14 protein-coding genes are annotated in these 15,891 nt (G+C 63.3%); 11 read left to right on the forward strand and 3 right to left on the reverse strand.

What is annotated here, in order from left to right:
• The first annotated feature begins 78 nt into the window (after positions 1-78).
• The 3 genes from FW789_RS09820 to FW789_RS09830 are packed head-to-tail and all read left to right on the forward strand — an operon-like array spanning position 79 to position 2,634.
• Complete coding sequence (locus FW789_RS09820; RefSeq protein ID WP_340613114.1) at positions 79-381, forward strand: ArsR/SmtB family transcription factor; 303 nt, start codon at positions 79-81, stop codon at positions 379-381.
• A 13-nt stretch (positions 382-394) separates the two neighbouring features.
• Positions 395-1,564, forward strand: a complete 1,170-nt coding sequence (locus tag FW789_RS09825) for an MFS transporter (RefSeq protein ID WP_181108484.1) — start codon at positions 395-397, stop codon at positions 1,562-1,564.
• A gap of 20 nt (positions 1,565-1,584) precedes the next feature.
• Entirely contained in the window at positions 1,585-2,634 is a 1,050-nt protein-coding gene (locus FW789_RS09830) for an alkene reductase (protein WP_207072446.1), read from the forward strand.
• 44 nt (positions 2,635-2,678) lie between these two features.
• Here FW789_RS09830 and FW789_RS09835 read toward each other — a convergent pair whose 3' ends face one another.
• The 3 genes from FW789_RS09835 to FW789_RS09845 all read right to left on the reverse strand — a co-directional run bounded on the left by FW789_RS09835 (position 2,679) and on the right by FW789_RS09845 (position 5,528).
• Positions 2,679-3,506: an ATPase gene (locus FW789_RS09835; protein WP_103436151.1), complete on the reverse strand. Its 828-nt coding sequence runs from the start codon at positions 3,504-3,506 to the stop codon at positions 2,679-2,681.
• 86 nt (positions 3,507-3,592) lie between these two features.
• Positions 3,593-4,588, reverse strand: a complete 996-nt coding sequence (locus FW789_RS09840; RefSeq protein ID WP_446431383.1) for an NAD-dependent epimerase/dehydratase family protein — start codon at positions 4,586-4,588, stop codon at positions 3,593-3,595.
• A 49-nt stretch (positions 4,589-4,637) separates the two neighbouring features.
• A complete protein-coding gene (locus FW789_RS09845) occupies positions 4,638-5,528 on the reverse strand; it encodes a LysR family transcriptional regulator ArgP (protein WP_446431384.1) in 891 nt (296 codons plus the stop codon).
• Between the two features lie 126 nt (positions 5,529-5,654).
• Here FW789_RS09845 and FW789_RS09850 point away from each other — a divergent pair, with 126 nt between their 5' ends.
• The 8 genes from FW789_RS09850 (at position 5,655) to FW789_RS09885 (ending at position 15,883) form a co-directional block, all read left to right on the forward strand.
• Entirely contained in the window at positions 5,655-6,254 is a 600-nt protein-coding gene (locus FW789_RS09850; protein ID WP_103436148.1) for a LysE/ArgO family amino acid transporter, read from the forward strand.
• Between the two features lie 181 nt (positions 6,255-6,435).
• Complete coding sequence (locus tag FW789_RS09855; RefSeq protein ID WP_101316779.1) at positions 6,436-7,032, forward strand: superoxide dismutase; 597 nt, start codon at positions 6,436-6,438, stop codon at positions 7,030-7,032.
• 249 nt (positions 7,033-7,281) lie between these two features.
• The gene (locus tag FW789_RS09860; RefSeq protein WP_446431385.1) at positions 7,282-9,333 is read left to right on the forward strand and encodes a putative bifunctional diguanylate cyclase/phosphodiesterase; all 2,052 of its coding nucleotides are present in this window, start codon (positions 7,282-7,284) and stop codon (positions 9,331-9,333) included.
• Positions 9,334-9,481: 148 nt separating this feature from the next.
• Positions 9,482-10,819 (forward strand): imelysin family protein, encoded by a 1,338-nt coding sequence (locus FW789_RS09865; RefSeq protein WP_446431386.1) that lies wholly within the window; start codon positions 9,482-9,484, stop codon positions 10,817-10,819.
• A gap of 153 nt (positions 10,820-10,972) precedes the next feature.
• Entirely contained in the window at positions 10,973-12,400 is a 1,428-nt protein-coding gene (locus tag FW789_RS09870) for a di-heme oxidoreductase family protein (protein WP_207072441.1), read from the forward strand.
• Positions 12,401-12,417: 17 nt separating this feature from the next.
• The gene (locus FW789_RS09875) at positions 12,418-13,482 is read left to right on the forward strand and encodes an imelysin family protein (protein ID WP_186697461.1); all 1,065 of its coding nucleotides are present in this window, start codon (positions 12,418-12,420) and stop codon (positions 13,480-13,482) included.
• Between the two features lies 1 nt (position 13,483).
• Positions 13,484-14,581 (forward strand): DUF1513 domain-containing protein, encoded by a 1,098-nt coding sequence (locus FW789_RS09880; RefSeq protein WP_103436144.1) that lies wholly within the window; start codon positions 13,484-13,486, stop codon positions 14,579-14,581.
• 180 nt (positions 14,582-14,761) lie between these two features.
• Positions 14,762-15,883 (forward strand): efflux RND transporter periplasmic adaptor subunit, encoded by a 1,122-nt coding sequence (locus FW789_RS09885; RefSeq protein ID WP_446431387.1) that lies wholly within the window; start codon positions 14,762-14,764, stop codon positions 15,881-15,883.
• Positions 15,884-15,891: the final 8 nt, after the last annotated feature.

Raw genomic sequence — 15,891 nt, forward strand, 5'->3', positions numbered from 1 at the left:
CATCATATTTGTATATCGCGAAATACCGATTTATATTTCGCCCCATCGCGATATAGCGCCCTACCCAAGAGCCTCCCCATGCCCCTGGACCTCGACGAAACCATCAAAGCCCTGTCCCACCCAGTCCGCCGCGAAATCCTCGGCTGGCTCAAAGACCCGGCCAGCCAGTTCCCCGATCAACAGCACAGCATCGAGCACGGTGTCTGCGCCGGCCAGATCGACCAACGTTGCGGCCTCTCGCAATCCACCGTGTCGGCCCACCTGGCCACCTTGCAACGCGCAGGCCTGATCAGCAGCCAGAAAATCGGCCAGTGGCACTTTTTCAAACGCAACGAGGACGCGATACAGGCGTTTCTCAAGCAACTGAGCGCAACGCTCTGACGAGGATTCAGCAATGCCCCTTCCACTCTTGATGCTGGCGCTGAGCGCCTTCGCCATCGGCACCACCGAATTCGTCATCATGGGCCTGCTGCCCGAAGTGGCGAGCGACCTTGGCGTGTCCATCCCCGGTGCCGGCTGGCTGGTTACCGGCTATGCCCTGGGCGTCGCCATCGGCGCACCGTTCATGGCCCTGGCCACCGCCCGCCTGCCACGCAAAGCCGCACTGGTCACGCTGATGGGCGTGTTCATCGTCGGCAACCTGTTGTGCGCCGTCGCCGCTGACTACAACCTGTTGATGTTCGCCCGTGTAGTCACCGCGCTGTGCCATGGGGCCTTCTTCGGCATCGGTTCAGTGGTCGCCGCCAGCCTGGTACCGGCCAATCGCCGCGCCTCCGCCGTAGCCCTGATGTTCACCGGCCTGACCCTGGCCAACGTGCTCGGCGTGCCGCTGGGGACCGCGCTGGGCCAGGTCGCCGGCTGGCGTTCGACCTTCTGGGCAGTGACCGTGATCGGTGTGATCGCGCTGATCGGCCTGATCCGCTACCTGCCGCTGCAACGTGACGAAGAGGCGGTCGACATGCGCGCTGAACTGGCCGCGCTGAAAGGGGCCGGTATCTGGTTGTCGCTGAGCATGACTGTGCTGTTCTCGGCTTCGATGTTCGCCTTGTTCACTTATGTCGCGCCGCTGTTGGGTGATGTCACCGGGGTTTCGCCCAGCGGCGTGACCTGGACCTTGCTGCTGATCGGCCTTGGCCTGACTCTGGGCAACATCATCGGCGGCAAGCTCGCCGACCGCCGTCTGGGCGCAACTCTGATTGGCGTGTTTGTGGCCATGGCGGTGATCTCGACGGTGTTCAGCTGGACCAGCAGCGCCGTGATCCCCGCTGAAATCACCCTGTTCCTGTGGGCCACAGCTGCCTTTGCCGCCGTGCCGGCACTACAGGTCAACGTGGTCACCTACGGCAAGGCTGCACCGAACCTGGTGTCGACCTTGAACATCGGCGCCTTCAACCTGGGCAACGCCCTCGGCGCCTGGGTCGGCGGTAGCGTGATCGCTCACGGCCTGGGCCTGACCCGCGTACCGCTGGCCGCCGCAGCCCTGGCGCTGTTGGCCCTGATCGTCACCCTCATCACTTTCAACCAGCGCGGCAACGATGCCGAGCTGGCCACCGCTGGCAACTGAACCTTTGCGAGGCTGAACCGATGACTACGCTATTCGATCCACTGCTGCTGGGTGACCTGCAGTTGCCCAACCGCATCATCATGGCGCCGCTGACCCGCTGCCGCGCCGACGAAGGCCGCGTGCCCAATGCGCTGATGACCGAGTACTACGTGCAGCGCGCCAGCGCCGGGCTGATTCTCAGTGAAGCGACTTCGGTGACGCCAATGGGCGTTGGCTACCCGGACACCCCCGGTATCTGGTCCAACGACCAGGTGCGCGGCTGGCACAGCCTGACCAAGGCAGTGCATGCTGCCGGCGGGCGGATCTTCCTGCAGCTGTGGCACGTCGGGCGCATCTCCCACCCCAGCTACCTCAACGGTGAGCTGCCGGTTGCACCCAGCGCGATCCAGCCCAAGGGCCATGTCAGCCTGGTGCGTCCGCTGGCCGACTACCCAACCCCGCGGGCACTGGAAAGCGAAGAGATCGCTGACATTGTCGAGGCCTATCGGATCGGTGCCGAAAACGCCAAGGCGGCGGGCTTTGATGGCGTCGAGATTCATGGCGCCAACGGCTACCTGCTCGATCAGTTTCTGCAAAGCAGCACCAACCAGCGCAACGACAACTACGGCGGTTCACTGGAGAACCGTGCCCGGCTGTTGTTGGAAGTGACCGATGCGGTGATCGAAGTGTGGGGCGCCCAGCGCGTCGGCATGCACCTAGCGCCACGCGCCGATGCTCATGACATGGGCGATGCTGACCGCGCCGAGACCTTCACCTACGTCGCCCGCGAACTGGGCAAACGCGGTATCGCGTTTATCTGCTCGCGGGAAAAACTCGCCGACGACAGCCTCGGCGCGCAGATCAAGCAAGCATTCGGTGGGCCGTACATCGTCAACGAACGCTTCGACAAGGCCAGCGCCAACGCTGCCCTTGCCAGCGGCCTGGCCGATGCTGTGGCGTTTGGCGTGCCGTTCCTTGCCAACCCGGACCTGCCAGCACGTTTGGCCGCCGATGCGCCGTTGAACGAGGCGCGGCCGGAGGGGTTCTATGGCGGTGGCGCGGTGGGCTATATCGACTATCCACGGCTGTAAGCAGATGAATGGGGCCGCCTTGCGCGGCCCCATCAGCATTACCACTATGGCCGGGCGTTGATCTGCTGTTGCAGGTTCTGCACCTGGTTCTGCAGGGTGTTCAGGCTGCGCGTGGTCTGCCCCCTGAAAGCGTCGAATTCCTGCACCGAGGCGCCGCTGCTGGCCGCTGCTGCGGGGCGATTGTCGATCTGGCTCTTCAGCACCAGCACATCCTGCTCCAGACTGTTGATCGCCGCGCTCGGGTTGCCCTGCTTCTTCAGCGCGGCAATCTCGCTGTTCAGGCTCTTGAGCTCGTTGTCGAGCTTGCCGCCATCCAGCTGGCCCGCCTTCAGCGCCGCCAACTCGGCATTCACCGCCTTCAACTGCGCCTGCAATTGGGTCTGCAATTCAGTTACAGCTTTTTGCTGCTCGCGGGTATCGGCCAGTACCTGTTCCAGGCGCTTGCCAAGGTCGCCGGCCTGGCCGGCCACGCCCTGCTGCTGCTTGCCCTGCTCGGCAAGGCTGGCCTGCAACTGGCGAATCTGCAGTTTCAAGGCTTCGCTGCCGGTGCTGACACTGGCATCGCTGGCTTCGACCTTGCCGCTGATCGCTTGCAGCCGGCCGGCGGCTTCCTCGCTGATGCGGGCAAAGCTCTCCTGGGTCGCGACCAGTTGCTGCTCCATCAGCGAAATCTGCTGGAAGCTCCACCAGCCGAGCCCGGCCAGGGCGATGAACGAGGCAACCAGCAAAGCCCAGAGCGGCGCGGTGTTGGTCGGCCGTGCGGCTTTTTGGCGGCTGCGCGCCACGTGCTCGGGGAGCAGTTCATCGTCATCTCGGGTGCCGGCACGCAATGTTGGCACGTCGTCGAAGTCGTCGCGAAGGTCGTTACGCATGGGGGCTTTCAACCACAGTCATAGCAAAGAGACACAGTATAAACCGCCAGCGCGTTACGTTGATGACCATCATCAAGGCGCGCGCTTCAGCGGTTGTGCGGGACGTTCTTCCACCAGCCGCAGAACTCGTCGAGCGCGCTCCACAGGCTGACCTGAGGCCGGTAATCCAGATGCTGCCGGGCCCGACTGATGTCGAGGGTGAAGTCCTTGCTCATGACCTGCATACCCAGGCGTGACAAGGTTGGCTGCGGGCGGCCAGGCCAGAGCATGCACGCCGCTTCGTTGAGTGCTGCCAGGCTGTAACCCAGGCCGTAGGAGCGGTAGCGGGTGACCTGCGGCAACTGCATCTGACGCATGACGTAATTCACCACATCCCACAGCGGCAGCGGCTGGCCGTTACTGATGTTGTAGGCCTGGCCGAGCGCCTCATCATCTGCAAAGAGTGCGCTGAGCAACGCTTCGTTGAGGTTGTGCACACTGGTGAAGTCGGCCATGTTCAGGCCGTTGCCGATGATTGCCAGGCGGCGCTTGCGCTGCATCTGCAGCAAGCGCGGGAAAATGTTCGCATCGCCGGCCCCGGTGACCAGCCGTGGGCGCAGGGCGAGCACTTCGAGGCCGAACTCCTGCGCGCCGAAGACCTTCTGCTCGGCGAGAAATTTGGTCGTGGCGTAATGATCGTGCATGCGCCGCGGCAGCTGCTGTTCCTGCACATTCAGGCGTGAGCGGCCATTGAAGTAGATCGACGGCGATGACAGGTGTACCAGCCGGCGCACATGCTCCTTGAGGCAGCCTTCAACGATGTTTTCGGTGACCACCACATTGCCCTGATGGAAATCCTGGTAGCGTCCCCAAGCGCCGGTCATGCCCGCGCAATGCACCACGGCATCGACGCCCTGGCACAGACGCCGGGCCAGTTCGGCATCACCGAGGTCACCTGGGATGAACTGCGCGCCGCGCTTGACCAAATGCTCCACGCCTTCGGCACGCCGCCCGTTGACCCGGACCTCAAGGCCCTGCTCCAGGACAAAACGCGCAAAGCGCCCGCCGATGAAGCCGCTCGCGCCGGTGACCAGAATTCGCATGTAACACTCCGCCTTGCCAGATTTCAGATGCAGTTGACGTCGCTGCCGGCTACAACGGCACTAGCCAACCTGGCGCCGTTTGGCGCAGGTGCTCGGTCAATTGGGCGAGCAGTTGCCCGCCATTGCGCCAATGATGCCAGTACAGCGGCACATCGATGGGAGTATCGGCGCAGATTTCCACCAGTTCGCCACACTGCAGCTGCGCAGTCACCTGCCGCTCCGGCACCAGGCCCCAGCCCAGGCCGGCTTCGGTCATGCGCAGAAAGCCCTCCGAGGACGGGCACAGGTGATGCAAAAATCCATCGGCAATGCCTAGCGATGCGAGATAACGGTGCTGGAGGAAATCGTCCGGGCCGAACACGATCGCCGGGGTCCGCGCCAGCCGGCTGGCGTCGAAGCCATGCGGGAAATGCCGGGCCATGAATGCCGGGCTTGCCAAGGCGCGATAGCGCATGGCGCCCAGTGGCTGGCTGCGCGCGCCGGCCACCGGGCGTTCGCTGCCACACAGGCAGGCCGCAACCTCACCGGCGCGCATGCGCTTGAGGCCGACGTCCTGATCCTCGACTACCAGGTCCAGCAACACCGGCTGTTCGGCGCAAAACGCGCCCACCGCACCGGCCCACCAGGTCGCCAGGCTATCGGCATTAAGCGCAATGCGCAGACGCTCGGGCATGCCGCCTTCGTCCAGCGCCGGCACCTGGCGCTGCAGGTCACGCTCGAGCAGGCGCACCTGCTGCACATGGTTGAGCAGTTGCCGGCCGACTTCGGTCGGGCTCGGCGGCATGGCGCGCACCAGCACCGGCTGGCCGACCCGCGCTTCGAGCAGCTTGATCCGCTGCGACACGGCCGATTGCGACAGGCCAAGCACTTGTGCTGCCCGCTCGAAACCGCCTTGTTCGATGACCGCCGCCAGGGCCGCGAGGAGCTTGTAGTCGAACATCGATTTCTCTAATGCCTGATCAGCTTTATTGGTTTTTCTTATACAACGCCACTCGGCACAATGGCCAGCATTCGATCAAGCAATCAGCGCCAGCCAATCGGTTGGTGGCAGTGGAGTGTCTGCGCTATGTGGCAAAGTTATATGAACGGCATGCTGGTTGCCTTTGGCCTGATCATGGCCATCGGCACGCAAAACGCGTTTGTCCTGGCGCAGAGCCTGCGCCGTGAACACCATCTGCCGGTGGCCGTCCTCTGCGTGGTCTGCGACGCCCTGCTGGTTGCCGCCGGAGTGTTCGGACTGGCCACGGTGCTGGCACAGAACCCGACGTTGCTGGCTGCTGCGCGCTGGGGCGGCGCGGCGTTCTTGATCTGGTACGGGGCCAAGGCCTTGCAACGGGCCTGTTCCAAGCAAAGCCTGGAGCAGGAGCAAGGCCAGGGCTCCCGCTCGCGCCGGGCGGTGCTGCTCAGCGCCTTGGCAGTGACCCTGCTCAACCCCCATGTGTATCTGGATACTGTGCTGCTGATCGGCTCGCTGGGCGCCCAGCAAAGCGTGCCCAGCGCTTACGTAGCGGGTGCGGCCAGCGCCTCACTGGTGTGGTTCTTCACCCTCGCCCTCGGCGCAGCCTGGCTGGCACCGTGGCTGGCACGGCCGGCGACCTGGCGCCTGCTCGACCTGATGGTGGCAGTGATGATGTTCGCGGTGGCAGCGCAGCTGATTCTGGGCTGAATGCCATTGGCGCCGGCGCTGCAACTATTTGTCCCTATAGTTGTTGCGTGGTTATGCGCGGGGGCTGGTGATATGATCCAAGGCTTGCGTCGCAAAGAGTACAAACTCGCCGACGTACCTCGGGCCGCCCGTGATCGGCCTTGCGCAAACCGCGAATTAGACCTGAATCAGGAGATCCACCATGGCTTTTGAATTGCCGCCGCTGCCGTACGCCCATGATGCCCTGCAGCCGCACATCTCCAAGGAAACCCTGGAGTATCACCACGACAAGCACCACAACACCTATGTCGTGAACCTGAACAATCTGGTCCCAGGCACCGAATTCGAAGGCAAGACCCTGGAAGAGATCGTCAAGACCTCTTCGGGTGGCATCTTCAACAACGCCGCTCAGGTCTGGAACCACACCTTCTACTGGAACTGCCTGGCACCAAACGCCGGCGGCCAACCGACTGGCGCACTGGCCGAGGCCATCAACGCTGCCTTCGGTTCGTTCGACAAGTTCAAGGAAGAGTTCACCAAGACTTCGGTCGGCACCTTCGGTTCCGGTTGGGGCTGGCTGGTGAAGAAAGCTGACGGTTCCCTGGCACTGGCCAGCACCATCGGCGCCGGCAACCCGCTGACCAACGGCGACACCCCGCTGCTGACCTGCGACGTCTGGGAGCACGCTTACTACATCGACTACCGCAACGTCCGTCCAAAGTATGTCGAGGCGTTCTGGAACCTGGTCAACTGGAAGTTCGTTGCCGAGCAGTTCGAAGGCCAGACCTTCAAGGCCTGATCGACTTCGCTTTTGGCACAGAAAAAACCCGGCACTCGCCGGGTTTTTTTATGGCTGCTCGCACCGCTGTAAATCCAGCTTGATCCGCCCGCATAGCGCGCTAACATCAAAACTCTGGGAAAGTTGGCGCATAGCACTAAAGTAGCAAGCCTGCGCAACCGATACAGTAGCAATGCAACAAAGGGTCGATAGTGTCTTGCCACAACTACTGGCAAAATAATGGCATGCGCATGGATTAAGGAATCCCCATTGAAGCTGCAATTGCGGAACAGCTTATCGGTCAAGTTGCTCAGGGTAGTGCTGCTGTCGGCGCTCGCGGTTGGCGTCGTCCTTAGCTGTGCGCAGATCGTCTACGACACCTACAAGACGCGTCAGGCGGTGAACAGCGATGCCCAGCGCATCCTCGACATGTTCCGTGACCCGTCGACGCAGGCGGTGTACAGCCTCGACCGGGAAATGGGCATGCAGGTCATGGAAGGCCTGTTCCAGGATGACTCGGTGCGCATGGCCTCGATCGGCCACCCCAACGAAACCATGCTCGCAGAGAAATCGCGACCGCTGCGCGACATGTCGATGCGCTGGCTGACCGATCTTTTGCTCGGCCAGGAACGCACCTACACCACGCAACTGGTCGGCCGCGGCCCCTACAGCGAGTACTACGGCGACCTCAGCATTACCCTCGACACTGCCGCCTATGGCAAAGAATTCCTGATCAACGCCGTGATCATCTTCATCTCCGGCGTACTACGGGCGCTGGCCATGGGCCTGGTGCTGTACCTGGTCTACCACTGGCTGCTGACCAAGCCGCTGTCGAAGATCATCGAGCACCTTACCCAGATCAACCCTGATCGGCCCAGCCAGCATCAGATTCCGCTGGTCAAAGGCCACGAAAAGAATGAACTGGGTTTGTGGGTCAACACCGCCAACCAGCTGCTGGCCTCGATCGAGCGCAATACCCATCTGCGCTATGAAGCCGAGAACAGCCTGCAACGTATGGCTCAGTATGACTTTCTGACCGGCTTGCCCAACCGCCAGCAATTGCAGCAGCAACTGGACAAGATCCTCGTCGATGGCGGCCGCCTGCAGCGCCGAGTGGCGGTGCTGTGCGTAGGTCTGGATGACTTCAAAGGCATCAACGAACAATTCGGTTATCAGGTCGGTGACCAGTTGTTGCTGGCCCTGGCCGACCGTCTGCGCGCGCACAGTGGCCGCCTCGGCGCCCTGGCCCGGCTGGGCGGCGACCAGTTTGCGCTAGTCCAGGCCGATATCGAGCAGCCTTACGAGGCGGCCGAGCTGGCACAGAGCATCCTCGACGACCTGGAGGCGCCGTTTGCCCTCGAGCAGCAGGAAATCCGCCTGCGCGCGACCATCGGCATCACCCTGTTCCCGGAGGATGGCGACAGCACCGAAAAGCTCCTGCAAAAGGCCGAGCAGACCATGACTCTGGCCAAGGCGCGCTCGCGCAATCGCTACCAGTTCTACATCGCCAGCGTCGACAGCGAAATGCGCCGACGCCGCGAACTGGAAAAGGACCTGCGCGAAGCCCTGCCGCGCAACCAGCTGTACCTGGTCTATCAGCCGCAGATCAGCTACCGCGACCACAGCGTAGTCGGCGTCGAGGCCCTGCTGCGCTGGCAGCATCCGCAGCTGGGTATGGTCCCGCCCGACCAGTTCATCCCGCTGGCCGAGCAGAATGGCCACATCATCCCCATCGGCGAATGGGTCCTCGACCAGGCCTGCCGGCAACTGCGCGAATGGCACGACCAGGGCTTTGGCGAGCTGCGCATGGCGGTCAACCTGTCGACCGTGCAACTGCACCACAACGAGCTGCCGCGGGTGGTCAACAACCTGCTGCAGGCCTATCGCCTGCCGCCACGCAGCCTTGAGCTGGAAGTCACCGAAACCGGCCTGATGGAAGACATCAGCACCGCCGCCCAGCACCTGCTGAGCCTGCGTCGCTCAGGTGCGCTGATTGCGATTGACGACTTCGGCACTGGTTATTCTTCGCTCAGCTACCTGAAGTCGCTGCCGCTGGACAAGATCAAGATCGACAAGAGCTTTGTCCAGGACCTGCTCGATGACGACGATGACGCCACCATCGTTCGCGCTATCATCCAGCTCGGCAAGAGCCTTGGCATGCAGGTCATCGCCGAAGGCGTGGAAACCGCCGAGCAGGAGACCTACATCATTGCCCAGGGCTGCCATGAGGGGCAGGGCTATCACTACAGCAAGCCGCTGTCGGCGCGCGAGCTGACTGCCTACCTCAAGCAGGCGCAGCGCAATCAGGTCTCAGTGCTGTAAACCCCGCCAGAACAGGAAAATGCCCCACCAGCGGGCATTTTCATGAATTCACTGCCCACCCCTTTACAGCAAATGCAAATCTTTCGCATGATGTGACGGTTTCGCGTGCCACGGCACACGTCCAAACCCACCACGCAGGAAACCAACAATGATTCGTATGCCTCTGGCCTCCGCCAGTCTGCTGGCCATCGCTATCGCCCTCGCCGGTTGTGGCGAAGGTAAAAATGACAAGGCCGCCGCTCCGCAAGCCCAGGCACCTGCTGCCGCCAGCACCACCGCCGCGACCGCCGGGGCGATCGACGAGGCGGCTGGTAAGGCCGTGGTCAAGCACTACGCAGAGCTCGTCTCGGCCGTCTACAGCGACTCGCTGAGCACCGCCAAGACCCTGCAAAGCGCCATCGACGCGTTCCTCGCCACGCCGAACGACGAAACCCTGCAAGCCGCCAAGGATGCCTGGGTCGCTGCCCGCGTCCCGTACCTGCAGAGCGAAGTGTTCCGCTTCGGCAACACCATCATCGATGACTGGGAAGGTCAGGTTAACGCCTGGCCACTGGACGAAGGCCTGATCGACTACGTCGACAAGAGCTACGAGCACGCGCTGGGCAACCCTGCCGCCAGCGCCAACATTATTGCCAACACCGAAATCCAGGTTGGCGAAGACAAGATCGACGTCAAGGACCTGACCCCGGAGAAACTCGCCAGTCTGAATGAGCTGGGCGGTTCCGAGGCCAACGTCGCGACCGGTTACCACGCAATCGAATTCCTGCTCTGGGGCCAGGACCTGAACGGCACCGGCCCAGGTGCGGGCAATCGTCCGGCGTCTGACTACCTGGAAGGCGCTGGCGCCACCGGTGGCCACAACGACCGTCGCCGTGCCTATCTCAAGGCGGTCACCGACCTGCTGGTCAAAGACCTCGAAGAGATGGTCGGCAACTGGGCACCAAACGTCGCCGACAACTACCGCGCCACGCTGGAAGCGGAGCCGGTCAACGACGGCGTGCGCAAGATGCTGTTCGGCATGGGCAGCCTGTCGCTGGGTGAACTGGCGGGCGAGCGCATGAAGGTTTCGCTGGAAGCCAACTCGCCGGAAGACGAGCACGACTGCTTCAGCGACAACACCCACTACTCGCACTTCTACGATGCCAAGGGTATTCGTAACGTCTACCTGGGCGAGTACACCCGCGCCGACGGCAGCAAGCTGACCGGCCCAAGCCTGTCGTCGCTGGTGGCCAAGGTTGACCCGGCTACCGACGCCACCCTGAAAGCTGACCTGGAGGCCACCGAGGCCAGGATCCAGGTGATCGTCGATCATGCCCTCAAGGGTGAGCACTACGATCAGCTGATAGCCGCAGACAATGCTGCCGGCAACCAGATCGTGCGTGATGCGATTGCTTCGCTGGTCAAACAGACCGGTGCGATCGAGCAGGCTGCGGGCAAGTTGGGGATTGCCAACCTGAATCCGGATACTGCTGATCACGAGTTCTGATTAGGGCTGTAAACCTACTTGATTGGGGCCGCTTTGCGGCCCCAATTGCAGCAGCAACCTGACAACGATTTCATCCAGTAATTGCAAATTGCTCTTATTCAAACAATCCCGTCCTGCTAAGCTTGCACGCCGGTTTTTTGCCCAAGCCCAGGATTGTTGATGTCCTTGCTCCGCCTAAGCCCCCTGCTGCTGGCCGCTGTTCTGGTCGCCTGTGACGACGCCCCGCGTTTCACTCAGGCCGAACCAGGCGAGGCCCTGTCCGGTGGCAAGGCAACCGTCCTGCGCAGCGATCGCCAGGCCTTCTCCCTCCCCTCTGCCAACCTCAGCCCCGAACGGCGGCTGGACTTTGCCGTGGGCAACAGCTTTTTCCGCAACCCGTGGGTAATCGCTCCGGCGACCACCACCGCGCGTGACGGGCTCGGCCCGTTGTTCAACACCAACGCCTGTCAGAACTGCCACGTCCGCGACGGCCGCGGGCACCCGCCGGAACTCGACGACAGCAACGCAGTGTCGATGCTGGTAAGGCTGTCGATCCCCGACCAGCCCGCCTACGCCAAGGAAATCGAACGCCTGGGCGTGGTTCCGGAGCCGGTCTACGGCACTCAGTTGCAGGACATGGCCATCCCCGGCATCAAACCCGAGGGCAAGGTCCGCGTCAGCTACAGCAGCGAGACCGTACGCTTCGCCGACGGCCACGCGGTGGAATTGCGCCGCCCGCAATTGCAGATCACCCAGCTCGGCTACGGCCCGATGCACCCCGACACGCGTTTCTCGGCGCGGATCGCGCCGCCGATGATCGGTCTGGGTTTGCTCGAGGCAATCCCCGAAGCGGCGATTCTGGCCAACGCCGACCCGGACGATCGCAATGGCGACGGCATCCGCGGGCGCGCCAATCAGGTCTGGGATGACGCCCAGGGCAAGACCGTGCTCGGTCGCTTCGGCTGGAAAGCCGGGCAGCCCAACGTCAACCAGCAGAACGTGCATGCCTTTGCCGGCGACATGGGCCTGACCAGCACGCTCAAGCCCCATGACGACTGCACCCCGGCCCAGACCGATTGCCTGGCCGCGCCCAACGGTGACGGCGCCGACGGCGAGAAAGAGGTCAGCGACAATATCCTGCGCCTGGTCACCTTCTATACCCGCAACCTGGCCGTGCCGGCCCGCCGCAACGTCGACGCACCACAGGTGCTGGCCGGCAAGAACCTGTTTTTCCAGGCCGGCTGCCAGGGCTGCCATACGCCGCAGTTCACCACGGCCAGCGCAGGCGTCGAGCCGGAGCTGGCCAACCAGCTGATTCGCCCCTACAGCGACCTGCTGTTGCATGACATGGGCCCCGGCCTGGCCGACCAGCGCAGCGAGTTCGCCGCCGGTGGACAGGACTGGCGCACAGCGCCGCTGTGGGGCCTGGGCCTGACCGAAACGGTCAGCGGCCACACTCAGTTTCTGCACGATGGCCGCGCCCGCAACCTGCTCGAAGCCGTGCTCTGGCATGGCGGCGAAGCGCAGGCGGCGCGCGACCAGGTCTTGACCTTCAATGCCGAGCAACGCGCCGCGTTGCTGGCTTTTCTGAATTCACTTTAACGCGCAAGGAGCCGGGCATGTTCCGACCCAAACTGTTGTTCACCAGCCTCGCCGCAATCGCCCTCGGTGCTTGCTCGCCGCAAGACCCGCAGGCCGTCACCTCGGCGGCAATCGCCAAGCAGGTGATCTTGCCGACCTACAGCCGCTGGGTCGAAGCTGACCGCCAGCTGGCCGCCAGCGCCCTGTCCTACTGTGAAGGCAAAACCACCCTGGACGCCGCCCGCGCCGACTTCCTCAACGCGCAAAAAGCCTGGGCCGAGCTGCAGCCTCTGCTGGTCGGCCCGCTGGCCGAAGGCAACCGCCCGTGGCAGGTACAGTTCTGGCCCGACAAGAAAAACCTGGTCGGCCGTCAGGTCGAGCAACTGGTCAACGGCGACAAGCCGATCGACAACGAGACCCTGGGCAAGTCCAGCGTCGTCGTGCGCGGTCTGTCGGCCTACGAGTACATCCTCTTCGACAGCAAGCCAGACATCGCCACCCCTGAGCAGAAGGCCCGCTACTGCCCACTGCTGGTGGCCATCAGCGAACACCAGAAGGCCCTCGCCGAAGAAATCCTCAAGGGCTGGAACAGCACCGACGGCATGCTTTCGCAGATGACCAAGTTCCCCAACCAGCGCTATGCTGACTCGCACGAGGCGATCGCCGATCTGCTCCGCGCCCAGGTCACCGCACTGGACACCCTGAAGAAAAAGCTCGGCGCACCGATGGGCCGCCAGAGCAAGGGCATCGCCCAGCCGCTGCAGGCCGAAGCCTGGCGCAGCCACTCTTCGATGAAGAGCCTGGAAGCCAGCCTGAAAGCCGCCCAGGCGGTCTGGGTCGGGGTCGACAACCGCGGCTTGCGCGGCCTGCTCGGCAAGGACCAGAGCGCCCTCGCCGACAAGATCGACGCCGCCTATGCCAACGCCCTGAAGCTGCTGGCCGCCAACGACAAGCCCCTTGGCGAGCTGCTCGCGGACGACGCTGGCAAGCAGACCTTGAACGATATCTACGACAGCCTCAACGTGGTCCACCGCCTGCACGAAGGCGACCTGGCCAAAGCGTTGAACATCCAGCTGGGCTTCAATGCCAACGACGGTGACTGACATGCTGCGACGCCAGGCCCTGAAACTTGCCAGTATCGCCCTTAGCGCCCTGACCCTGGGCGGCTGGAGCCTGCTGCGCAACAAAGGCAGCGAGCCACTGCTGCTGTCGGCCCGCGACGATGCCGACGGCAAGCACTACGCCGTCGGCTATCGCCTCGACGGCAACCAGGTGTTCGCCACCGAAGTGGGCCAGCGTTGCCATGCCATCATTCATCACCCGCAACAGCCGATTGCGCTGTTCGTGGCGCGTCGCCCCGGCACCGAAAGCTATCTGGTCGACCTGCGTGATGGGCGTTTGCTGCAAACCCTGACGGCGCAGCCCAACCGGCATTTCTATGGCCATGCGGTGATGCACAAGGACGGCGAGTGGCTGTACGCCACCGAGAACGACACCACCGATCCGGGCCGTGGCGTACTCGGGGTGTATCGCTTCGACGGTGAACGCCTGGTGCACAGCGGCGAGATCTCGACCCACGGCATCGGCCCGCACGAGCTGGCGTGGATGCCCGACGGCGAAACCTTGGTAGTGGCCAACGGCGGCATTCGCACCGAAGCCGAAAGCCGGGTGGAGATGAACCTCAACGCCATGCAACCAAGCCTGGTGATGATGCAGCGCGATGGCACCCTGCTGTCCAAGGAAACCCTCGGCCAGCAGATGAACAGCGTGCGCCACCTGGCCATCGGCAACGACGGCACCCTGGTCGCTTGCCAGCAATTCATGGGCGCATCAGATGAGACCGCCGAGCTGCTGGCGATCAAGCGCCCGGGCGAGCCATTCCAGGCCTTCCCGGTGCCGGAGCGGCAATTGCAGTCGATGGCTCAGTACACCGCCAGTGTGGCCATCCACAACGAGTTGCGGCTGGTCGCCCTGACTGCGCCGCGGGCCAACCGGCTGTTCATCTGGGACCTGGACACGGCAGCGGTCAAGCTCGACGCACCGATGCCCGACTGCGCCGGCGTGGGTGCGGTGAAGGACGGTTTTGTGGTCACCTCCGGGCAAGGCCGTTGCCGCTTCTACGACTGCCGCAAACAGCAGCTTGTGGGCCAGCCCCTGGAGCTGCCCTCCGGCTTCTGGGATAACCACCTGCACCTGGTTTGACCCGTTTCCGGCACTTGATCTGGCCTGCTCGCTGCCTGTACGAGCAGGTCAGATCAATGCCTGCATAGCCCCTCCCCTAGTTGCGCAAAACCGGCGATACTCAGTGCATTCGCACGTGGGCAGGAACGCCCGTGGTCGTGCCTCAGCCATAACAATGACTACCTCCAGGGAAGTGGACCTATGCTGCGCCGGCGCATGCTGATCATGTTGGCCATCGTGCTGTTGATCGTGTTGATTCTGGGGGGCTACAAGGCCTTTTCGATCTATCAGCAGATCCAGATGTTTACCGCACCGAAACCTCCGGTCAGCGTTGCCGCCGCAACGGCTGAACAGCGCCCATGGCAGCAGCGCCTGCCGGCGGTCGGTAGCCTCAAGGCGTTGCAGGGCGTCGAGCTGAGCCTGGAGCAGGCCGGGACGGTGAAGTCGCTGCACTTCGAGTCTGGCCAGCAGGTCAAGCAAGGCCAGTTGTTGCTGCAACTGGACAGCGATCAGGAAGCCGCCCTGCTCGGCACCGCCCAGGCTGATCTGGGCCTGGCCAAGGTGGACTACGGCCGTGGTAGCCAGCTGGTTGGTGACCAGGCTATCTCTCGTGGCGAGTTCGACCGATTGACTGCGCAGTACCGGCGTAACCAGGCGGTGGTCGATCAGCTCAAGGCCTCGCTGGAGAAGAAGAGCATCAAGGCGCCGTTCAGCGGCACCATTGGTATCCGTCAGGTCGACATCGGCGACTTTCTTGCCAGCGGCACGGTAATCGCCACCCTGCAGGACCTGTCCAGCCTGTACGTCGACTTCAACATGCCGGAGCAGAGCCTGCCGCAACTGGCCCTTGGCCAAAAAGTGCTGCTGCAGGTGGCGGCCTTCCCTGGCCAGACCTTCAATGCCACGCTTAGCGCGATCAACCCCAAGGTCGACGAAAACACCCGCAACCTGCTGGTCCGCGCCAGCCTGGCCAACCCCGACGGCAAGTTGCTGCCGGGGATGTTTGCCAGCCTGCTGGTGCTGCTGCCCGATCCTCAGCCACAGGTGGTAGTGCCGGAGAGCGCCATCACCTACACCCTGTATGGCAACTCGGTGTACGTGGTCAGCCCGAAACAGAACTCAGACGGCCAGCCGCAGCTGATTGCCGAACAACGCACCATCCGCACCGGCGAGCGCCGTGACGGTGTGGTGGTGGTCAGTGAGGGGCTCAAGGCGGGAGAACGGGTGGTCAGTGCCGGGCAACTGAAGCTGACTCCGGGCGCGGCCATCCAGATCACCGAGCAAGCGTCGACCACCCCAGCCAGCGCTCCGCGCGGCAACTGAGCAGGAGG

This window comes from Pseudomonas sp. 1121_17, assembly GCF_052850745.1.